This is a genomic window from Sphingomonas sp. (assembly GCF_051962185.1).
GTDB lineage: Bacteria > Pseudomonadota > Alphaproteobacteria > Sphingomonadales > Sphingomonadaceae > Sphingomonas.
In genome coordinates, this window is the sequence record NZ_JBQCCN010000231.1 from 1 (window position 1) to 20,563 (window position 20,563).

The 20,563-nt window shown below is 66.3% G+C and carries 25 protein-coding genes; 8 read left to right on the plus strand and 17 right to left on the minus strand.

The window, feature by feature from the left end; all coding sequences use genetic code 11:
- From ACTHJR_RS14630 to ACTHJR_RS14650, 5 genes are all read right to left on the minus strand, one after another.
- Positions 1-333, minus strand: a 333-nt coding sequence (locus tag ACTHJR_RS14630) for a retropepsin-like aspartic protease family protein (RefSeq protein WP_440523974.1), incomplete at its 3' end; no start/stop codon positions are given.
- Positions 334-393: 60 nt separating this feature from the next.
- Positions 394-789 carry a hypothetical protein gene (locus ACTHJR_RS14635; protein ID WP_440523975.1) on the minus strand — a complete coding sequence of 132 codons (396 nt, stop codon included), beginning with the start codon at positions 787-789 and terminating at the stop codon, positions 394-396.
- A gap of 116 nt (positions 790-905) precedes the next feature.
- Positions 906-1,379 (minus strand): thioredoxin family protein, encoded by a 474-nt coding sequence (locus tag ACTHJR_RS14640; RefSeq protein WP_440523998.1) that lies wholly within the window; start codon positions 1,377-1,379, stop codon positions 906-908.
- A gap of 5 nt (positions 1,380-1,384) precedes the next feature.
- Positions 1,385-2,503 carry a flavodoxin-dependent (E)-4-hydroxy-3-methylbut-2-enyl-diphosphate synthase gene (gene ispG, locus ACTHJR_RS14645; protein ID WP_440523976.1) on the minus strand — a complete coding sequence of 373 codons (1,119 nt, stop codon included), beginning with the start codon at positions 2,501-2,503 and terminating at the stop codon, positions 1,385-1,387.
- A 41-nt stretch (positions 2,504-2,544) separates the two neighbouring features.
- Entirely contained in the window at positions 2,545-3,642 is a 1,098-nt protein-coding gene (locus tag ACTHJR_RS14650) for a DUF3089 domain-containing protein (RefSeq protein ID WP_440523977.1), read from the minus strand.
- A gap of 86 nt (positions 3,643-3,728) precedes the next feature.
- On the opposite strand from ACTHJR_RS14650, the gene ACTHJR_RS14655 reads away from it, so the two are divergent.
- Complete coding sequence (locus ACTHJR_RS14655) at positions 3,729-4,895, plus strand: acyltransferase family protein (protein WP_440523978.1); 1,167 nt, start codon at positions 3,729-3,731, stop codon at positions 4,893-4,895.
- Here the strand turns inward: ACTHJR_RS14655 and ACTHJR_RS14660 are convergent.
- Complete coding sequence (locus ACTHJR_RS14660; RefSeq protein WP_440523979.1) at positions 4,860-5,660, minus strand: LytTR family DNA-binding domain-containing protein; 801 nt, start codon at positions 5,658-5,660, stop codon at positions 4,860-4,862. The genes ACTHJR_RS14655 and ACTHJR_RS14660 overlap by 36 nt on opposite strands.
- Before the next feature lie 131 nt (positions 5,661-5,791).
- On the opposite strand from ACTHJR_RS14660, the gene ACTHJR_RS14665 reads away from it, so the two are divergent.
- The 5 genes from ACTHJR_RS14665 to ACTHJR_RS14685 all read left to right on the plus strand — a co-directional run bounded on the left by ACTHJR_RS14665 (position 5,792) and on the right by ACTHJR_RS14685 (position 11,673).
- Positions 5,792-6,982: an acyltransferase family protein gene (locus ACTHJR_RS14665; RefSeq protein ID WP_440523980.1), complete on the plus strand. Its 1,191-nt coding sequence runs from the start codon at positions 5,792-5,794 to the stop codon at positions 6,980-6,982.
- Between the two features lie 78 nt (positions 6,983-7,060).
- Entirely contained in the window at positions 7,061-8,284 is a 1,224-nt protein-coding gene (locus ACTHJR_RS14670) for an acyltransferase family protein (protein ID WP_440523981.1), read from the plus strand.
- Positions 8,205-9,137: an isoaspartyl peptidase/L-asparaginase family protein gene (locus tag ACTHJR_RS14675; protein ID WP_440523982.1), complete on the plus strand. Its 933-nt coding sequence runs from the start codon at positions 8,205-8,207 to the stop codon at positions 9,135-9,137. Before ACTHJR_RS14670 ends, ACTHJR_RS14675 begins: the two co-directional genes overlap by 80 nt.
- The gene (locus tag ACTHJR_RS14680; protein ID WP_440523983.1) at positions 9,134-10,651 is read left to right on the plus strand and encodes an acyl-CoA carboxylase subunit beta; all 1,518 of its coding nucleotides are present in this window, start codon (positions 9,134-9,136) and stop codon (positions 10,649-10,651) included. The genes ACTHJR_RS14675 and ACTHJR_RS14680 overlap by 4 nt, the downstream gene beginning before the upstream one ends.
- A gap of 161 nt (positions 10,652-10,812) precedes the next feature.
- Positions 10,813-11,673 (plus strand): S1/P1 nuclease, encoded by an 861-nt coding sequence (locus ACTHJR_RS14685; RefSeq protein ID WP_440523984.1) that lies wholly within the window; start codon positions 10,813-10,815, stop codon positions 11,671-11,673.
- A 6-nt stretch (positions 11,674-11,679) separates the two neighbouring features.
- On the opposite strand, the gene ACTHJR_RS14690 is transcribed toward ACTHJR_RS14685, so the two are convergent.
- The 11 genes from ACTHJR_RS14690 to ybgC all read right to left on the minus strand — a co-directional run bounded on the left by ACTHJR_RS14690 (position 11,680) and on the right by ybgC (position 19,785).
- Entirely contained in the window at positions 11,680-12,624 is a 945-nt protein-coding gene (locus ACTHJR_RS14690; RefSeq protein WP_440523985.1) for an alpha/beta hydrolase, read from the minus strand.
- Between the two features lies 1 nt (position 12,625).
- A complete protein-coding gene (locus tag ACTHJR_RS14695; RefSeq protein WP_440523986.1) occupies positions 12,626-12,871 on the minus strand; it encodes a hypothetical protein in 246 nt (81 codons plus the stop codon).
- A gap of 88 nt (positions 12,872-12,959) precedes the next feature.
- Positions 12,960-13,169: a toxin-antitoxin system HicB family antitoxin gene (locus ACTHJR_RS14700; RefSeq protein ID WP_440523987.1), complete on the minus strand. Its 210-nt coding sequence runs from the start codon at positions 13,167-13,169 to the stop codon at positions 12,960-12,962.
- 10 nt (positions 13,170-13,179) lie between these two features.
- Positions 13,180-14,094, minus strand: coding sequence for an SPFH domain-containing protein (locus ACTHJR_RS14705; protein WP_440523988.1), 915 nt, complete (start codon positions 14,092-14,094; stop codon positions 13,180-13,182).
- A 253-nt stretch (positions 14,095-14,347) separates the two neighbouring features.
- On the minus strand, positions 14,348-14,857 hold the full coding sequence (pal, locus tag ACTHJR_RS14710; RefSeq protein WP_440523989.1) for a peptidoglycan-associated lipoprotein Pal: 510 nt from the start codon (positions 14,855-14,857) through the stop codon (positions 14,348-14,350).
- 67 nt (positions 14,858-14,924) lie between these two features.
- The gene (tolB, locus tag ACTHJR_RS14715) at positions 14,925-16,325 is read right to left on the minus strand and encodes a Tol-Pal system beta propeller repeat protein TolB (protein WP_440523990.1); all 1,401 of its coding nucleotides are present in this window, start codon (positions 16,323-16,325) and stop codon (positions 14,925-14,927) included.
- The gene (locus ACTHJR_RS14720; RefSeq protein WP_440523991.1) at positions 16,322-17,125 is read right to left on the minus strand and encodes a hypothetical protein; all 804 of its coding nucleotides are present in this window, start codon (positions 17,123-17,125) and stop codon (positions 16,322-16,324) included. The genes tolB and ACTHJR_RS14720 overlap by 4 nt, the downstream gene beginning before the upstream one ends.
- A 4-nt stretch (positions 17,126-17,129) precedes the next feature.
- Entirely contained in the window at positions 17,130-18,056 is a 927-nt protein-coding gene (locus ACTHJR_RS14725) for a cell envelope biogenesis protein TolA (RefSeq protein WP_440523992.1), read from the minus strand.
- On the minus strand, positions 18,053-18,493 hold the full coding sequence (gene tolR, locus ACTHJR_RS14730; RefSeq protein WP_440523993.1) for a protein TolR: 441 nt from the start codon (positions 18,491-18,493) through the stop codon (positions 18,053-18,055). Before tolR ends, ACTHJR_RS14725 begins: the two co-directional genes overlap by 4 nt.
- A 121-nt stretch (positions 18,494-18,614) precedes the next feature.
- Positions 18,615-19,307, minus strand: a complete 693-nt coding sequence (tolQ, locus tag ACTHJR_RS14735; RefSeq protein WP_440523994.1) for a protein TolQ — start codon at positions 19,305-19,307, stop codon at positions 18,615-18,617.
- Positions 19,308-19,314: 7 nt separating this feature from the next.
- Positions 19,315-19,785 (minus strand): tol-pal system-associated acyl-CoA thioesterase, encoded by a 471-nt coding sequence (gene ybgC, locus ACTHJR_RS14740; protein ID WP_440523995.1) that lies wholly within the window; start codon positions 19,783-19,785, stop codon positions 19,315-19,317.
- Between the two features lie 125 nt (positions 19,786-19,910).
- On the opposite strand from ybgC, the gene ACTHJR_RS14745 reads away from it, so the two are divergent.
- Positions 19,911-20,354, plus strand: a complete 444-nt coding sequence (locus ACTHJR_RS14745; protein WP_440523996.1) for a hypothetical protein — start codon at positions 19,911-19,913, stop codon at positions 20,352-20,354.
- A complete protein-coding gene (locus tag ACTHJR_RS14750; protein ID WP_440523997.1) occupies positions 20,351-20,560 on the plus strand; it encodes a helix-turn-helix transcriptional regulator in 210 nt (69 codons plus the stop codon). The genes ACTHJR_RS14745 and ACTHJR_RS14750 overlap by 4 nt, the downstream gene beginning before the upstream one ends.
- The last annotated feature ends 3 nt before the right edge of the window (positions 20,561-20,563 follow it).

Below are 20,563 nucleotides of genomic sequence, written 5' to 3' on the forward strand. Positions count from 1 at the left end.
GATATCGCCCGACGCGCCGGTGCCGACCACATCGAACTGGCCAGGGTCGAACTTTATCCCGGCGCGCCGTGCATCGTCCTGGGTGAGCGCGACTTCGGTCGCGCCGGTATCGACAACGAACTTGATCGGCTCGCCATTGACGTCTGCGACGGTGAAGAAATGGCCATTATCCTCGCGATCGAGGACGGTTTCGCGCGGCTGGTCGGCGGGAGGCGGGGCAGCGATCGGCGCGGCGGCGGCTGGTACGGCGGCGACGGGCGCATGCTTCGCGCCCGGCAAGGCCAGGCCGATCGCGATCCCGACCACGGTCACGGCGAGCAGCGCATATTTCATGGCGCCGCCTTCTAGCGGACCGCGATTGCGGCTTGGCTAAACAGGATGGCTAAGAAGAGCTTAGCGCCGCGCCAGGCGCCAGCCGAGCAGCGCCAGTGCCGGCGGGCCGAACACGCCGACGAAATCGCGCCAGAAGATCACGACGCCGCAAATCCCGGCGAGCACTTCGTAGAGATGGACGCAGGCGTGCAAGCTCAACCATAGCGCGCCTGCGAGCACTGCGCGCTGCCGCCGGTGCAGGTCGATCAACGCCCAGCCGAACAATATGCCGCACGCCAGATAGGCGGCCCCGATGTCGCGGGCGAAATGCTGGTTGAACGGCCCGGTGAACACCACCGTCGGCACCGCGCGATACCATAACAGCGGCTGGGCCAGCATGAACGCGCCGAAGCCGGTCGCGAAGATCGCGACCAATCCGACCAGCAATTGCGCGAGGCGGAAGCGTCCGTCGGTCATGCTCTCTCCCTTGCCGGTCCTAGAGCGATTTCGAGCGGGGAATCACCCGCTGGCTAGGAAATCGCGCCAAACTAAAAACCTGGAGCGGTTGGTCCGATGCAATCGGACGAACCGCTCTAGCGCGCGAAATAACGGTAGATCTTGTCTTCCTTGCGCGTCGACGCGTCGTGCCAGCGCGGCGCATCGGCGAGATTGAGCGGCTTGCCCGTGGAATCGAGCATCAGCACGGTCGGCGTGCCCTTGATCCCGTCGAGCCCGAAGCGCCGCGCGAGATCGAGATTACGATCCTTCTGCCCGACGTCGATCCAGACGATCTCATAGCGGGAGCCGAGCATCGCCGCGAAGCGCGGCGTCGCGAACCAGCCGGCAAGCGCGCGGCTGTCATGGCACCAATTGGCCCCGAACACGAGGATCACGCGATGGCCGTTGGCCTTGGCCCGCGCCAGCGCCTCGGCGACGTCGCGCCCGGCGCGATCGGGATCGCCGAACGGGCGCGCCTCCGGATGAGCGAGCGCGGCGACCGGCGCGGCGCTATCCGCCGCCAGACAGGGTGCCGCGAGCAATATCGCCGCCGCGACGACGCAGCGCATGACCCTCACGCGGCGGCCTTGGCGTCGTCCGCCGCCTCGATCTCCGCCGCCTTGGCCTCGACCAGTTTGACGATATGCTCGATCATGTCGGCGTCTTGGACATGGTGGTCGGTCACCCCCGACAGATAGACCATGTGCTTTCCGTTGCCGCCGCCGGTGATGCCGATATCGGTCTCGCGCGCTTCGCCCGGCCCGTTGACCACGCAGCCGAGCACCGACAGCGACATCGGCGTGCGGATATGCTGGAGCCGGTCCTCGAGCGCCTGGACGGTGCGGATGACGTCGAAGCCCTGGCGCGCGCAGCTCGGGCACGACACGACGCGGACGCCGCGATTGCGGATACCGAGCGCCTTCAGGATCTCGAACCCGACGCGCACTTCGTCCTCGGGCTCGGCCGAGAGCGAGACGCGGATCGTGTCACCGATCCCGTACCACAAGAGGCTGCCGATCCCGATCGACGACTTGACGGTCCCGCCGACGAACCCGCCGGCCTCGGTGATGCCGAGATGGAGCGGGCAATCGACCACTTCCGCCAGCTGCTGGTAAGCCGCGACCGCGAGGAACAGGTCGCTTGCCTTCACCGCGACCTTGAATTCGTGGAAGTCGCGGTCCTGGAGCAACTTGATGTGGTCGAGCGCGCTCTCGACCAAGGCGTCCGGGCACGGCTCGCCGTATTTCTCGAGCAGGTCCTTCTCGAGGCTGCCGGCATTGACCCCGATGCGGATCGCGCAGCCGTTTGCCTTGGCCGCCGCGACCACTTCATTCACCCGCTCGGCCGAGCCGATATTGCCGGGATTGATGCGCAGGCACGCGGCGCCCGCATCAGCAGCCTCGAGCGCGCGCTTGTAGTGGAAATGGATGTCGGCGACGATCGGCACGCGCGCGGCGCGAACGATCTGCTTGAGCGCCGCGGTCGAGTCGACGTCGGGACACGACACGCGAATGATATCGACACCGGCCTCCTCGCAGCGGCGAATCTGGTCGATCGTCGCCCTGGCGTCGCTGGTCGGTGTGTTGGTCATGGTCTGGACCGTGACGGGCGCATCGCCGCCGACGGGGACGTTGCCGACCATGATCTGGCGGCTCTTGCGGCGCGTGATATCGCGCCAGGGACGGACTGACATTCAACTTCCTCTAGGATTGCCCGCCATATAGCCGCGTTGTGCTATCGCTTCCAGAAGGCGTCGATGCGGGTCTGCACATTGGCGCGGACGTTCATGTAGAACAGATTGTAGTCGACATTGTGGAAGTTGCCGAACGGGATCATCAGGTCGGTATAGGCCTTGCCCGGCGGCGAGACATAAACCGCCCCGTCCTTGTATCGTGCGGAGACCAGTCCCGGCTGGATCGGGTTTGCCGCGGCACCGCTGCCATGCATCCACGCCCCGAGATTGGCCGAGGCCGGCGCAACCGCCCCATCGGTGGTCCAGCTCAACGGATTGATCCCGACATAGGGCCGCCGCATCGTTTCGGGCGTGTATTTCGAACTCATCCCGAGCGTCCGTCGTTGCGCGCTGCCGTCGCGGCCCTGCGCATAGGTCGACCAGGTCAGAACGCAGCCGGTGTCGTTGGCGGCCATGCAAGGGCGGACGTCCTTCGATCGCTTGAACCAGTCCGCCTCGACCCAATGCCCGACCAGATAGGCCGCGACCATCCGCCGCGCGATCGGCTTGCCGTCGATCTCGCGCTCGATCAGCAAGCGAAGCAGCCGCGATCCTTGGCTGTGCCCGGCAAGGATGAACGGCCGACCCTTGTTCCAGGTCAGGAACTGGCGAAACGCGCGGGCGACGTCCGAATAGGCGAGGTCGCTCGCCTTGACGCTGTTGTCCGACCATTTGACGTAACCGCCCAGCGTCATTTGGCGATAGCGCGGCGCGTAGATCGCGCAGCAGCCATTGAACACGCTGGCTTGGTTCCGCAGCGTCGATTCCTCGATCTGGCGGTTGAGCGCCGCGTCGCGGACGTCGGCGTTCCACACTTCCCGGCTCATCAACACGGTCGGATAGACGAAGAACACGTCGACCGGGGCGTTGCGCTGTTCGATCGCCGCGACGTCGGGCGGCGTTTCGTCGGCCATGTCGCGTTTCGTCGGCAGTGCCGCCCAATTGCGGTCGAGCGCGTAGTCGGGCGCGGGCGGTACGTGGCGCGGGTCGAACGCGGTCTTGGGCGGCTGGTTGTTTCGCATGATCTTGAGCGCGCTCAGGATCTGGCCGTCCGCCGGCAGCGTCAGAATCCCCGTCAGAAGTGCGCAAATTACGGTCATTTTGAGCAAGCCGGGTTTCATGCGCGATAACCTTTTGGTCAGGGCCGAGCCGTTATTGTCCTCGCAACTCGAACACGAACGGCGCGATGACCTCCCAGCAACGACATTATGGCCTGGACTGGCTTCGCATCGGCGCGTTCGGACTGCTGATCGTGTACCACGTCGCGATGGTCTTTTCGACCTGGGACTGGGTGGTCAAATCGCCCGTCACTTATCCCGAGCTGACCGCGCCGATGGCGTTGCTGACGCCGTGGCGGCTACCGCTGCTGTTCGCGGTGTCGGGCTATGCCAGCCGCAAGCTGCTCGCCAAGTCGGGCGACGTCGCCGCTTTCACCAAGTCGCGCAATCGCCGGCTGCTGATCCCCTGGGCGTTCGCGATGGTCGTGCTGATCCCGCCCGAAATGTGGATCCGCGTGCGCGAACTCGGCTATCCCGGCAGCCTGCCGCATTACTGGCTGACCGACTATTGGAGCCTGCGGCCGGTCTATGGCCACGCCTTCCCGAGCTGGGAGCATCTGTGGTTCGTCGTCTATCTCTGGGCCTATACGATCGCGCTCGCCGGTTTGCTGATCATGCCCGGCTGGAGCCCGGAGCGCCTGACGCGCGCGGGTGACTGGTTGGGGCGCGGCACACGCTTGCTCTGGATGCCGATCGCCGCACTGGTCCTGCTCAAATTGTCGGTGATGTTCGTCTTTCCCGAGAAACAGGGCCTGTTCACCGACTGGAACGCGCACCTCGCCTATTTCCCCATCTTCGCCTTTGGCTTCGCGTTGGGCGGAGAGAGCGAATTGTGGCCGAGCATCGCCAGACTGCAATGGCGGGCGGCGGCGATCGCGCTGGCCGCCGGCGCCGTGGTCGTCGCGATCGAACGTTATTACGAAGGCCATTTAGTGCCGCCTCACGCGATCATGGCGATCGACCGCGCCGCACGGCTGGCGATGGCGTGGAGCATGATGCTCGTGCTGTTCCACCTGGCGACGCGCTTTCTCAACCGCGACCATCCATGGCGGGCCACGCTGTCGGAGGCGGTGTTCCCGCTGTACCTCGCGCATCACCCGGCGATCATCCTGATCGCCTGGTTCACACTGCCGTGGCACCTCAATCCTTTCGCCGAATTCGCGCTGATCCTGTCGGGCACTTTCTCGTTCGCCATCGCCTTCTATCTGATCGGGCGGGAGGTCGATTGGCTGAGGCCGCTGATCGGGTTGAACCCCCGCTCAGTCCGCCGGGCGGTAGCGCCGGCTTCCACGTAGACTTGCCCCCGACGCCAGCTCGACGGTGAAGTCGCCCGATTTGTCGGTCTCGATCCGGCGGATCGCCGCGCGCCGCACCAGCCGCCCGCGATGGATGCGCAGGAACGCGTCGCCGAGCTCCGCTTCGACCGCCGCCAGCGTGGCGCGATGGAGCAAGGCGCGCGGCCCCCAGGCGATCTCGACATAATTGCCGGCCGAAGCGACCGACTCGATCTCGTCGATCGGCACGTGATGCGTGACCGCCCCGTCGCCCACCGCGAGCGTCTTTGCCGCGCCGGCCTCGGCGACCGGCACCGTCCCCGCCCGCGCGATCAGCCATTGCGCCAGCGCGAACAGGCCGACGAACTGCAGATAGGAGCCGATGTCCTTGCGATATTCGTAGAGCGGCTTGTTCTCGATCCCGTCGAAGAACTGATAGATGCCGGCGCCCGTCGCCGAATAATAGAGATGCCGCAGCCAGATCATCAGCAGCACGTGCCAGGCCGAGGCGATCGCGCTGCCGATCACCAGGGCGATGCCGACCGCGACCCAGGGAAACCGCGGCGGACGGATGTACTTCACCGCCAGCCAGATCACCGGCCAGATCGTGAACCACGCGATCATGCTGGTGCATTCCCACGACCACACCAGGTCGGCGCGCAGGAAATGCCCGTTGGCGCGCAGGTCGCTGAGCGACGATTCGGCATTGGCGATCATGATGACGGCGACGATGACGAGGAAACCGGCGGCGAGCCCGAACGCCAGCTTGCGCTGCGTCCCGTTCATCCCGCGCCACCCGCCGCTCGTCCCAGCCACTAGTTCGATCGTCCCCGTGAAGCCGCTGTCCAGCCCTCTTCGATACCGGCCCGGACAGGCGCCGACTAGCCGTCACCGCAATCCAATCGAGGAGGCGAATGATGGAACGGCATTACGGAATGGACTGGCTGAGGATCGGCGCCTTCGCGCTCTTGATCTTCTACCATATCGGCATGGTGTTCGTGCCCTGGGATTTTCACATCAAGACCGCCCAGCCGATGGCCTGGGTCGAGATCCCGATGCTGCTGACCAATCCCTGGCGGCTGACCCTGCTGTTCGTCGTGTCGGGCTATGCGAGCCGCGCCTTGCTGTCGAAATCGGCGGGAATCCGCGGCTTTCTCGGCAACCGTTCGACGCGGCTGCTGATTCCTCTGGTCTTCGGCATGGCAGTGGTCGTCCCGCCGCAGACCTGGGTCCAGCTGGTCGGGCAGCATGGCTACGGCCAGTCCTATCTCTGGTTCCTGAGCCATGACTATTTCCGTTTCGGCAAGCTCGACGGCATCGTCATGCCGACCTGGAACCATCTGTGGTTCGTTGCCTATCTCTGGGTCTACACGCTGGTCCTGGCGCTGATGATGCCGATACCCGCCGCGTCCCGGATGCAGGCGGTGTTCGACCGGCTGTTCGGCGGCGGCCGCGCGGTGGTGCTGCCGGTGATATTTCTGCTCGTCACCCAATTCTGGCTCTTCCCGCACCAGGACGAAACGCACGACCTGTTCCACGACGGGCCCGCGCATTTGCAATATCTCCCCGCCTTCCTGTTCGGCTTCGGCCTGGCCGGATCGCGCGCGGTGAAGGATGGGCTGGCCCGCTGGTGGGCGGCGTCGGCAGCGACGGCGATCGGCTGTTACGCGGTGATGGCCGGGCTGCTGATCGCCTATCCCGATTTCAGCTTCCCGACCCACCACGTCACGATCGTCTTCCGCCTGGCGCGCGAGATCGACACCTGGGTCGCGATCGCGGCGCTGATCGGGGTGGCGGAGCGGTTCCTCAACAGCGACCATCGCTGGCGCGCGACGCTCGCCGAGGCGACCTTCCCCTTCTACATCATTCACCAGACGGTGATCGTGCTGGTCGAATTCTGGGTGAAGCCGCTGGGTATCGGCGCTGCGGGCGAGTTCGCGATCCTGGTGCCGGCGACGATCGCGGGGTGCTGGGGCTTCTACCTGATCGGACGCGAGATCGACCTGCTGCGCCCGCTGATCGGCCTCAAGGCGCGCGGCAAAGCCGTGAAGCCCGTGCTGTCGAGCGAATGGATCGAGGGAGTGCGCGCTCGGCCCGACGTCGCTTAGGCGCTTTCCACCCGCTACGGGGAACTACTGGGGGCGCGATGGGTAGTCATCGCGCCCTCAATCGCTACATGGACCCTCATGGCACGACATTACGGCATGGACTGGCTGCGCGTCGGCGCGTTCGCCCTGCTGATCCTTTACCACACGGCGATGGTGTTCACGCCCTGGGGCTTCCATGTGAAGACCGCCGAGCCGGTCGAGTGGCTGTCGGTGTTGATGATGATCACCAATCCGTGGCGGCTGACCCTGTTGTTCGTGGTGTCGGGCTATGCCAGTCGCGCCTTGCTCGCCAAGTCGGCCAGCGTCGCGAAATTCATGTCGAGCCGGACGACCCGCCTGCTCATTCCGCTCGCGTTCGGCATTCTGGTGATGGTGCCGCCGCAGAGCTGGGTCGAGCTGGTCACGCAACACGGTTATACGGCGGATTTCGGCACGTTCCTGACCAGCGATTATTTCCGCTTCGACGACGTGAACGGCGTGTTCCTGCCGACCTGGAACCACCTCTGGTTCGTCGGCTATCTGTGGACCTATACGGCGGCCCTGTCCCTGCTCCTGCTGGTCCCGCGGCCGCAGCGGCTCCAGGCATGGTTCGACACCGCGTTCGGCGGCTGGCGGGCGTTGGTGGTGCCCATCGTCTATCTGATCCTGAGCCAGGTCGTCTTCTTCCACCGCTGGACCGACAGCCAGGACCTGATCAACGACGGCGTCGCGCACCTCGCCTATTTCCCGGCCTTCCTGTTCGGTTTCGGCCTGGCGCGCTCGCCGCGCGTGCTGGCGTCGTTCGTGCGCTGGTGGAAGCCCGCCGCCGCGCTCGCAGTGCTGAGCTATGCGTTCGGGGCGGGCGTGGAAATCGCCTATCCCGGCAGCCTGACGCCGCCGCAATGGCTCGGCAATCAGATGCTGGTCGCGCACCAGATCGAATGCTGGGCAGCGGTCGCCGCGCTGGTCGGGATCGCCGAGCGTTTCTGGAACCGCGACGGCGCCTGGCGCCCGACGCTGACCGAGGCGGTATTCCCGTTCTATCTGATCCACCAGACGATCATCGTCGTGGTCGAATATTGGCTGCGGCCACTCGGCATCGGCGCGCTCGGCGAGTTCCTGATCCTGGTGCCGGCGACGGTCGCGGGATGCTGGGCCTTCTACCTGGTCGGCCGCCGGGTGAATTGGCTCAGGCCGTTGATCGGATTGCGGCGGCGGCCCGCCAAGGCTACCGCTCGCGGCCATGACGACAAGCCCCAATCCGTGGTCGCTGGTGATCCATGGTGGCGCCGGCGCGATCGCGCGCAGCCAGACCCGGCCTGACACCGATACCGGCCTGCGCGCAGCGCTGAACGCCGCGCTCGATGCCGGTGGTGGGATCCTCTCGGCCGGCGGCGCCGCGGTCGACGCGGTCGAGGCGGCAGTGCGGGTGCTCGAGGACGATCCGCATTTCAACGCCGGCCGCGGCTCGGTCTTCACCTATGAAGGCACCAACGAACTCGACGCCGCGATCATGGAAGGGTCGACGCTTCGCGCCGGGTCGATCGCCGGCGTCACACGCACGAAGAACCCCGTGACGCTGGCGCGCGCGGTGATGGACGAGAGCGCGCACGTTCTGCTCGGCCGCGAGGGCGCCGACGCGTTCAGCCTGGAACATGGCCTCGAACAGGCCGACCCCGAATGGTTCGCGACGCCCGAACGCCGCCGCCAACTCGACGAATTGCTGTCGAACGGCGGCAAGTTCGACGTCGACATGAAATACGGCACGGTCGGCGCGGTAGCGGTCGACCAGCACGGGCATAGCGCCGCGGCGACCTCGACCGGCGGGGTCACCGGCAAGCGCTGGGGCCGGATCGGCGATTCGCCCCTGATCGGCGCCGGCACCTATGCCGACGATCGCGGCGCTGCGGTGTCCTGCACCGGGGCGGGCGAATTCTTCATCCGCGAAAGCGTCGCCTTCCAGATCAACGCCCGCGTCCGCTTCCTCGGCGAAAGCCTGCAACAGGCGGCGGACATTGTGATGGCCGAGGTCCAGACGCTCGGCGGCACCGGCGGGGTAATCGTCACCGCGCCCGACGGCGCGATGGCGTGGAGCTTCACCACGTCGAGCATGTATCGCGGCCGCGCCGCGTCCGACGGAAGCCGCAAGGTCGCGCTCTACGAGGACGAGGGATGAGCTGGGAGCGCGAGGTCGAGGAGCTCGCGCATCGCCGCAAGCTCGCCGAGCAAATGGGCGGCAGCGAGAAGGTCGCCCGCCAGCACAATCGCGGCAAGCTCGACGCCCGCCAGCGAATTGCCGGGCTGGTCGATCCCGGCAGCTTCCGCGAGATCGGCAAGATCGCCGGCCGCGGCTCCTATGACGAGAGCGGCGAGCTGACCGACCTCGCGCCCGCCAATTTCATCTTCGGCCGCGCCGACATCGACGGCCGCCCGGTGGTCGCCACCGCCGACGATTTCACCGTGCGCGGCGGCGCGGCCGATGCAGCGATCTTCCGCAAGGTCGTTCAGGCCGAGGCGATGGCGCACGAGCTCGGGATCCCGTTGATCCGAATGATCGACGGCACCGGCGGCGGCGGGTCGGTCAAGACGCTCGAAATGGTCGGCGCCACCTATGTCCCGGCGGTTCCCGGCTGGGACCATGTCGTCGCCAATCTCGACGCGGTCCCGGTCGTCGCGCTGGCGCTGGGGCCGACCGCCGGGCTCGGCGCGGCGCGGGTCGTCGCCAGCCATTATTCGGTGATGGTGAAGGGCCTGTCGCAGCTCTTCGCCGCCGGTCCCGCGGTCGCCGCCGCGATCGGCGATAATTCCGACAAGGAAGAACTGGGCGGCAGCGACATCCATGCCCGCAACGGCGTGGTCGATGACGAAGTGGCGAGCGAGACCGAGGCTTTCGCCGCCGCTCGCCGGTTCCTGTCCTATCTTCCGCCCGCTACCGGCAAGCCGGCCCCGCGCCTCGTTCCGAGCGATCCAACGAACCGCCGCGACGAAGCATTGCTCTCGATCGTGCCGCGCGAGGCGAAGCAGGTTTATTCCATGCGCCGCATCCTCGACGCGCTGTGCGACAAGGGGAGCGTGTTCGAAATGGGCGCGCGCTGGGGCCGCGCGGCGATCACCGCCTTCGCCCGGCTCGACGGCTGGCCGGTCGCAATGCTGGCGAGCGACCCGAGCTTCCTCGGCGGATCGTGGGACGCCAAGACCAGCGAAAAGGTCGAGCGCTTCGTCCGCCTCGCAGACCAGTTCCGCCTGCCGATCGTCCATCTGGTCGACAATCCCGGCTTCATGATCGGCCGCGACGCCGAGGTCGCGGGCACGATTCGCTACGGCGTCAATGCGATGAACGCGGTCTATCGCGCCACCGTCCCGCTGGCGAGCGTCGTCATTCGCCGCGCCTATGGCATCGCGGGCAGCGCGATGAGCAATGCCGAGCGCTTCCAATATCGTTTCGCCTGGCCGTCGGGCGACTGGGGCTCGCTGCCGATCGAGGGCGGGGTCGAGGTCGCTTACAAGGCGGAGATCGAAGCGGCGGACGATCCAGAGGCTCATTTGGCGGCGATCCGCGAGCGCCTCAACCGTGTCCGCTCGCCATTCCGCACCGCCGAACGTTTCGGGATCGAGGACATCATCGACCCGCGCGATACGCGGCCGTTGCTGTGCGAGTTCGCGACCCTGGCCTGGGCGAGGCTCTTCTAATCGTCATGCCGGCTTGTCCCGGTATCCACCGCGCAACCATACGGCATCTCGGTTGTCGAGGAGTGGCCCCCGGCACAAGGCCGGGGCGCCGGTGGGCAAGAGGCAAGCACCCGTTCCAAAACGGTTGGAACCGTCGCAGGGGCGGCCTAAGACCGCCGCCCATGAAGCGCCTCCTCCCCCTCGCCGCCGCGCTTGCCGCGCTGCTCGTCGCCTCGCCATCCCAGGCCTATTGGGAATATGGCCACCAGACCGTCGCCGAGATCGCCTGGGCCAACATCACGCCGCGCGCCCGCGCCGAGATCAAGCGGCTGCTGCGCCAGGAGAAATTGCTCGGCACGCCGCAATGCAAGGCCGGTACGCTCGACGATGCCGCGGTCTGGGCCGATTGCATCAAGGGCATCAAGGACGAGAATGGCAAACAGAAGTTCGGCTACACCAACGCCTGGCATTTCCAGGACGTCAACATCTGCTCGCCGTTCGATGTCGATAGCGTGTGCAAGGATGGCAATTGCGTCTCGGCCCAGATCGAGCGCGACGTCAAACTGCTCAAGAACCGCCATACCCCGACCAAGCAGCGGGTCGAGGCGCTCGTCTTCCTGATCCACTTCGTCGGCGACCTCCACCAGCCGCTCCATGCCGGGGAAAAGGGCGACAAGGGCGGCAACGACGTCAAAGCGGTCTATGGCACCTATGCCGCCAGCCGCCTCAACTTGCATTCGATCTGGGACGGCTATCTCGCCGAGCGCGCGATCTCGACCGGGCCGAGCCTGGTCCATCGCTACTCGCTCGCCGAGCGCCGGCGGGTCGCCGCGGGCAATGTCACCGACTGGAGCCGCGAGAGCTGGGCGGTCGCGCGCGACGTGACCTACAAGACCGCGATCGGTGGCGATCCCTGCGGCCAGACGCCGACCCGGGTCAAACTCGACAATGCGACGATCGCGTCGCTGGTGCCGACCGTCCGGCTCGAGGTAGAGCGCGGCGGGCTGAGGCTGGCCAAATTGCTCGACGAGGCGCTGGGCTGAGCCGCGCTATTTCCTGACGAACGCCGCGATCGTGTCGGGGACTTCGGGCGAGATCGGCAGGTCGGCATTGCCATAGGTCGCGACGTTCGCGGCGCGGTCGTCGCTCGCCACCGGCTTCAATACGTGATTGATTCCCGGCACCAGCTTGAGCGTCGCCGCCGGCTGCGCCCGCTTGAGCAATTCGGCATCGGCGACCGCGACCTGGATGTCCTTGTCGCCCTGGACGATCAGCACGGGCAGCTTGACCGCGGCGATCAGCTTGGCCGGGTCATGGGCGAACATGTCGATCAGATAGCCCTGGACGCGATCGTTGAAGAGCGGCTGGAGCGGCGCGGGCAGGCTCGCCGCGGGGACGCGCTTGCCGGCCTCGAGCTGGTCGATCGCCGCTTCGCCCTGCGGCAAGAGCGGCGCGTTGGCCGGATTGGCGCGGAGCTGGGCGCGGATCACTTCGCCGAGTGGACGGCCTGCCCCCGACACCAGAATCAGCCCGCAAATCCCTTTCGGGTCCTGCGCCGCCTGCAGCGCGACCAGCGCGCCTTCGCTATGCCCGAGGATCCACACACACGGCCGCCCGCTCCGCTTGCGCAGCATGTCTACCCAGGCATGCGCGTCGGCGGCATAGGCGCCGATCGTCACGTCATTGCCGTCGGCGATCGCCGCCTTGCTGCCGAACATGCCGCGCTTGTCGATCCGCAGCGTCGCCACGCCTTTCGCGGCGAGCGCCTCGGCGAGCTGGCGATACACCCCGCCCTTCACGCCCAGCGGATTGTCGCCGTTGCGGTCGGTCGGCCCCGAGCCGGGAATGATCAGCACCACCGGCGCCTCCTTGCCCGGATCGATCAGCGTGCCGGCCAGCGCGCCTTGCGGGCCCGGCACGGTGACGTCGACGCCGGCCGGCGCGGCGGCGGTCGTCACGAGCAACGCCGCGGCGAGAACGATGTTACGGAGCATGTCATTCCTCTCCCTTCCAGCGCCATTTCCAGCCGCCCCTGGTGTGCTGGGCGCAGATCAGCAGGAATGCGGCGGTCAGCGGCACGATGACACCGATCGCGATCCCGGGATGCTGCGGCATCAAGGTCGCGGCCGCGACGATCACCGCAATCGAATAGAGGACGACGACCGCCCAACCCTGCCACGCGATCGGCAGCCCGGCGCCATAGCCGAACCGTTTCGGCGCGAACCAATCGTCGTCGCTCATCGCAGCGCCATCGCGATACCAACCACCAAGATCAGCGCCGACAGCGCGATCAGGATAGGCAGCCGCGCGCGGCTGGTCATGAAACCGATCATTCCTCGTCTCCTTGCTTCGGCGGCCGGCCGCGCTTGGCGCGGACCGGATCGGCCAGCTTGACGCCGCGCCGCGCGAGCGCCTCGCGCAACAAACATTCGACCTCGGCATTGACGCTCCTCAGATCGCTCGCCGCCGCGCGCTCGACCGCCGCGTAGAGCGCGGGATCGAGGCGCAACGGAAACGCCTTTTTGGGAGGAGCGCCCATCGTGCCGCCCTTACTGGTACAGCGTGCCCGTGTTGACGACCGGCTGGGTATCGCGCTCGCCGCACAGCACGACCATCAGGTTCGACACCATCGCCGCGCGGCGCTCGTCGTCGAGTTCGACCACACCCTTCTTGCTGAGTTCGTCGAGCGCCATCTCGACCATGCCGACCGCGCCTTCGACCAGCGTCTGGCGCGCCGCGACGACCGCCTGCGCCTGCTGCCGGCGAAGCATCGCGCCGGCAATCTCCTGCGCATAAGCGAGATGGGTGAAGCCGCATTCGTCGACCGTGATCCCGGCCATCGACAGGCGCGCGATCAGTTCCTGGCGAAGCTCGACCCCGACCTGGTCATGATTGCCGCGCAAGGTCACTTCCTGGTGCGAGAAATCGTCATAGGGATAGCGCGACCCGATCGTCCGCACCGCCGCCTCGATCTGCACCATGACGAACGCTTTGTAGTCGTTGACGTCGAACAGCGCCTGGGCGGTGTCGGTCACGCGCCACACCACTTGCGCGGCGATCTCGATCGGGTTGCCGCGCAGGTCGTTGACCTTGATCTTGTCCGAAATGATGTTGTTGGCGCGGACCGAGATCTTGCGCCGCCCGAGCCACGGCAATAGCCAGCGCAGGCCGGTTCGGCGATCGGTGCCCTGATAGCTGCCGAACAAGGTGATCGCGACCGCCTGGTTGGGCTGCAGCATGTAGAAACCGCACAGCACGAACACGAAGACGATGATCCCGCCGACGATCAGCATCCCGCCGAGCCCGGGATCGGCCTTGACCAACGTCCCGCCGAAAATCGCCGCGGCGAGCGCGATCAGCAGCACGAGCAGCATCAGATAACCGCTCGACGTCGCTGCCGACCGCTCCCGCGACAGAGTCAGTGCAGCACCGTTCACACTTGCATCCGAGGCCTGAGTAGCCATGGGACCCTCCGTTAAAACTGATATCACATTTATATCGGTTTCGGGTGAGTCGCAAGGGGCACAGTGATCCCACGCCGGATCGTCATTCCGGACTTGTTCCGCATCCAACGAGCAACAACGGTCGGAGTCCATTGTGGAGGCTTGGACCCCGGAACGAGTCCGGGGTGACGGCCAACGCGAGGGCGGGCGTCAGGCAAAACAAAAGGCCGCCGGTTTGCCCCGGCGGCCTCCTGCTTTTCCTCGGCGCTATCCCTTACTGCAGCACGACCGTCACCGCGCGGCGGTTCTGGGCCCAGCTCGCCTCGTCCGAGCCGAGCGCGATCGGGCGTTCCTTGCCGTAGCTGATCGTGTTGATCCGTCCGGCATCGACACCGCGCGCGGCGAGGTAGTTCTTGGCGGCATTGGCGCGGCGATCGCCCAGCGCGAGATTGTATTCGCGGGTGCCGCGTTCGTCGGCATGGCCCTCGATCGTGATCCGGCGGTCGGGCCATTTCATAAGCCATTGCGCCTGGCTGTCGAGGATCGAGCGCGAGGTCGCGTCGATATCATATTGATCGAGCGCGAAGTGGATCGTGTCGCTCATCACCGAGCGCTTGAAATCCTCCGCCGAGCCGGGGACGATCGACCCCGCATTGCCGTTGTCGACCGAGCCCGACGGCGCCGGCCCGGCCGAGGGCGGCAAGACCTTGGGACGCTTGCTGGCGCACCCCGCGGTTGCGACGAGTGCCGCGAGAAGGATCAGCTTGGTGGTGGTGCGTGCCATTGTTGGTTCTCCCTAACTTTTGGCTGGTAAATGCTTGGGGGCCCTGTTTCGGTCCGATTCCGAATTCTCAGTCCTTGCGAATGGGGCCCCAGCTCGGATCCGATCCGTCGAACGGCGTCGGCAGGCGGCGCTCGTTGACCCCGGTCAGGTCGACCGACCACAGATCGGCGACGCCGGTGCCGCCCTGGGTCGAACGGAAGAACATGATGACGCGGCCGTTGGGCGCCCAGCTCGGCGCCTCGTCCTGCCAGCCGTCGGTCAGGATCTTCTCGCCGCCGCCCGACGGCGACATGATCCCGACATGGAAGCCGCCACCGATCTTGGTGAAGGCGATCAGGTCGCCGCGCGGGCTCCATGCCGGGGTCGCATATTTGCCCGAACCGAAGCTGATCCGGTTCTGGCCCGATCCGTCGGCGTTCATGACATAGAGTTGCTGCGAGCCCGAACGGTCGCTTTCGAACACGATGCGGCGCCCGTCGGGCGACCAGCTACCGCCGGTGTCGATGCCCGGCGCGGTCGTCAGCCGTTGCGACTGGCCGCCGTCCGACGGGATCTTGTAGAGGTCGGTATTACCGGCCTGCGACATCGAATAGAGGATCCAGCGCCCGTCGGGCGACCAGCGCGGCGCCAGCGCCAGGCTGACATTGTCGACCAGTCGCCGCTGCCGCCCGGTGGCGATGTCCATCACATAGATGGTCGGCTTCTTATCGAGGTACGACAAATAGGCGACGCGCTTCTGATCGGGCGACAATTGCGGCGTCAGCACGATCGTCTGACCGTTGGTCAGGAAGCGGCCGTTGAACCCATCCTGGTCCATGATGGCGAGCCGCTTGATGCGCCGCGCCTTGGGCCCGGTTTCCGACACATAGACCACGCGGCTGTCGAAATAGGGGCCTTCGCCGGTCAGCCGGGTATAGACCATGTCGGCGCATTTGTGCGCGGCGCGGCGCCATTCGCCGATCGTCAGCACATAGCCCTGGCGCGCCAGTTCGCGCTGCGCCGCGGTATCGTACAGGTAGCAACCGACCGTCACCGTGCCGTTGCCGTTAGCGCGGATATAGCCCTGGACCAGCGCGGTAGCGCCGCGCGAACTCCATCCCGCGAAATCGGGCGCGGTCGCCTGCGCGAACGGCACCGGGATCAACTGGCCCGCGGGCAGCGGCTTGAACAGGCCGGAATTCTTGAGGTCGTTGGTAATGACTTCCGACAATTGGCGACCGAGCTGGTCGGTCGTCCCCGCCGCGGTCGACACCGCCTCGGGCGTCGGCATCGCGGGAATTGCGATCCCCATCGGCGCCGAGATTCCACCCTCGACGTCGACGACGAGGCCGCCGGCCTGGCCGGGCGCGGGCGTCGCGCCCGGCGCGGGTGCGGGAGTCGGCGCGGGTGCGGGCGGGGTGGTCTGGGCATTGGCGGCTGGCGCCAGCGCCATCATCAGCGCGATCAGCGGAAGGCCTTTGGTCATCATCTCTCTTTTCCTGGGAGCTTCATCCGCAGCCGGATATCGCTCCAGCCATTTCGGACATCATACAGGTCGGGCGGCAAATCCGAAAAAGGCGCGCATTCGACAATGGCGGCCGTCAGGCTTTCATCAATCGCCGATACGTAACGTGCATTGGCCGCCGTCACGCCGTCGCGCCGCATGATGGTCGGTGACGCCGCCAGCGATCCATCGCGGTTGAATCTGACCCGTGCAACGACGCGGATGGGATCGGCGCTAGCGTCGGGACTGACCCGGCGGTTGAGGCATGGTTGCAAACGCACACGAATTTTCTGCGCGACATCGATGGTTTCGCTTTCGGTCATCGCCCGAAACGACCGCGATAGCGTCCCTTTCGATATGACGGCCGAAAGGCTGTAGCGGACCAGCGAGTGTCGCCAGCCACCAGGGCTGTTGTAGAATTGCGGCGGCAAGTCGGGGATCGGCGCACAGGCGGTGATGGCCTCGATCGCGTATTTTTCGACCACCGGCCGGTAGCGGGCATTGCTCGCATCGACGCCATCGACAAGGAAAGATTTAGGCACCGACATCAAGCGCCCGTCGCGGGTCAATTCGATATCCACCAGCACACGAATGCGCTCCGCTCCCGGTCCCGGAGATGCTTGCCGGGCGATGCACGGCCGAATCTGCTCAGAAATTCTTTTGTCGACGGCAGTCTGGTCCATCCCCGACATCGCCATCGGCTTCTTCGGCAAGGGCGCGCCGCGACGCTGCTCACCATCGGCATCAGCGAGTGCCATAAAAGCGGGCGGAGCGAGCATCGGCATCCGCTTATCCCGGAAGCTTGTAGCGGAGCGTGAAGTCGCTCCAGCCATTGGGGACGTCGTACAAATCGGCGGGCAAACCACGCAGCGGCTGGCAGCCCATGAACGTCGCGATCGCGCTGTCCTTGACGCGTTGGACGTAGCGCGAATTCTCGTCGTCGACCCCGGTGACTTCGCCCACGGTCGGGCGCCCGGCGAGGGTGCCGTCACGATTGATCTTCAGCCGCACCGCGACCTGGATGCGCTCGGCGCCGGGACCTGGTTTGACCTGGCGATTGGCGCAGGGCTGGACCTGCTGTTTGATCTTCTGGCCGATGTCCATCATCGCCTGCCGGCTCATCGTCTTCGATTTCGGCGCGGTGCCCGTCGCAGGGCTCGGCTTGTTCGCCGCGCCGTCGAAATAATGAGATCCGAAGTTGAGCCCGCGCGGTTTCGGCTTGCTCGCATTGGCGGTGCTGCCGGTGCCCTTGCCCGGCTTGACCGCGGGCTTGGTGGGGGCGGCCGCCGCAGGCCTGGCCGGTGTCTTGGGAGCGGCCTTTGGCGCGGGCGGTGCCGGCCTCTTGGGCTCGGGCTTGGCGACAGGCGCCGGTTTGGGCGGCGGCGCCGCTTCGGGCTGCGGTTTGGGCGGCGCCGGTTCGGCTTTCTCCTCGGCCGGCGCGGGCGGGGCCGAATCCTCGGGCTTGCCGATATCGGGCGCCTTGCTCTCGGCCGGGTCGATCGTCGTGTTGGGCGCGCCGGTCTTCAGCCCGACATCGTCGGCGATCGTCACGTCCATCGGCGTGACCGGCGGCGGTGGGGACGAGGGCGGCAGCAGCGACAGGATCGTGAACAGCAGGATATGCGCGAGCAGCGAAACGCCGACCGCGATCCACACGCGATCGCTGCGTTCGCGGGGAATGGAACGCAGGATCGGCGTGGCGGCAATGCCGCTCATCGGCGCTCCTTGGCGTTGGACACGAGCGCGACGCGGTTGAGCCCGGCGCGGTTCAATTCGCCCATCACTTCCATCACGCGGCCGTAATCGAGCGCGCGGTCGGCGCGCAGGAACACTTGCGGCGGTTTGTCGCCCTGGCGGCGCTCGCCGGCGATCACACTCAGGCGGTCGGGCAATTGATCGAGCGTTACGGCGTCGGCGCCGATATGGATCGTGCCGTCGCGATCGACCGCGATGTCGACCGGCTTCTGGTCCTGATCGAGCGCCTTGGCGCGGCTGTCGGGCAGGTTGACCGGCACGCCCGCGGTCATCAGCGGCGCGGTGACCATGAAGATGATCAGCAGCACCAGCATGACGTCAACCAGCGGCGTGACATTGATGTCCGCCATCGGCGCGCGCCGCCCCTTGGCGCGCGTGGAGGGGCGATTCATCGCCATTAGCGCTCCCCCTCCCGCTCGCGGGAGGGGGCTGGGGGGAGGGCATGTTGGCCATCGGAAGGAAACACGCCCTCCCCTAACCCCTCCCGCAAGCGGGAGGGGAACATAAGGGTCGCCCCTCTCACCTCTTCGCCTCCAGCTGGCGGCTCAGCGTCGTATGAAAGCCGTCGGCAAATCGCGTCAGCCGTGCCTCGACGCGGTTCACGCCATGGCTGAAGCGGTTGTAGGCGATGACCGCCGGGATCGCCGCGAACAGGCCGATCGCGGTGGCGAACAATGCCTCGGCGATGCCGGGCGCGACCACCGCCAGGCTGGTGTTCTGCGCCGCGGCGATCCCGGTGAAGCTCGACATGATACCCCAGACGGTGCCGAACAGCCCGACGAACGGCGCCACCGACCCGACGGTCGCGAGGATGTTGAGCCGGTCGGCGAGCTTGTCCGCCTCGCCCGCCACAGCCGAGCCCATCGCGGTCGCGAGCCGCTCGCGAATGCCTTCGCGATCGACCACGCCGCCGGCGGTCGAGCGGCGCCATTCGGACACGCCGGCGGCGAACACGCGCGCTACCGGCAGGTCGCTGTCGCCATGGATCTTGTAGAAAGCGTCGATATCCTCGGCTTTCCAGAAATCCTTCTCGAATTTGTCGATCTTGCGCCGCGTCGCGCCGATCTTGGTCGCGAAGCCGAAGATGATCGCCCAGGTCCAGATGCTCGCGATCAACAGGCCGGCCATGACGATCTGGACGACGATATCGGCATGCAGCAACAACGCGAGCGGCGAGGTCGATCCGGCGGAAAGGTCGAAACTCCAGTGCATTACGTCTTCAGTCCCCTTGTTCTTCGGGTTTGCTGATCAGCCGCGCATAGGCTGCCGTCCAAGCCGCCGGCTGGCGTCTCGGACGACCGTCGGGCGCGACCAGGGCCGCTACCACCTCCGCCTCGGCCAGTAATTCCGGCCCGCGCATGACTCTCTGATGAATGTGAACCGCGGCCGCCCGAACTTGCGTCAATCGCGAGACAATTGTCAGCGCATCGTCGAGTTTCGCCGGGCGGCGATAGCGGATCGCCATTTCGCTGACCGCATAGACCCCCTCGCCCGCCTCCATCGCCGCGCGCTGGTCGATCCCGGCAAGGCGCAACATGTCCGAGCGCGCGCGCTCCATGAAGCGCAGGTAATTGGCGTGATAGACCACACCCGACAGGTCGGTGTCCTCGAAATAGACGCGCACCGGGAATCGATGCTCGCGTCCGTCGAAGCGTCCTTCGACCGGCTGGTCGATGCCGATTGCCGTCATGGTTAAGCTCCTAGCGGCCCAAGGCCGCGAGGCAAACCCATTCGTCCCCGATTTCGCCCCTTGCATCGATGTAACCCACAGGTTACATGAGAAGCATAGGTTACATTTTTGAGGGGGAATTCGAGATGACCGACGCCGAAACCGCCGACCGGCTGGTGCACCGTCGCGCGCGGATGATGCCGGCGATGGCGGCGATCTTCATCGCCCAGCAGGGAAGCTATTTCAGCGGCAGGCGTCTGGGCGAAGGTTCACGACTGGTCGATCATGTCGCGATCAGCGCTTGGCTCGTCCTGTCGATCGTGCTGCTGATGGCGTTCGCGACCGGCGGCGGCTGGTTTCGGAGCGCCAAGGTCCGCGCGCTGATCAACGACGAAAGCGCGCGAATCCATCGCGCCGAGGGATTCCGCATAGGCTTCCTGGCGATGATGATCGCGGCGATCGCGCTCTATATTCTGTCCTTGTTCGAGCCGGTCAGCGGGCGCGACGCGATCCATGTGCTGATGAGCGCCGGCATCGCCGCGGCATTGATCCGCTTCGGCATGCTCGAGCGCCGCGCGCTCAACCCGTGAGCAGCGGGCTGACCAACAGTTTGCGCGACGAACGTGCGCGGCTCGGCTGGACGCAGGCCGAGCTGGCCGATCGCGTCGGGGTGAGCCGCAAGACGATCAACACGGTCGAGAACGGCGTGTTCGTGCCCTCGACGATCCTGGCGCTCAAACTCGCCGCCGCGATCGGCAAGTCGGTCGAGCAATTGTTCGCGCTGGACGAGGCGTGATGT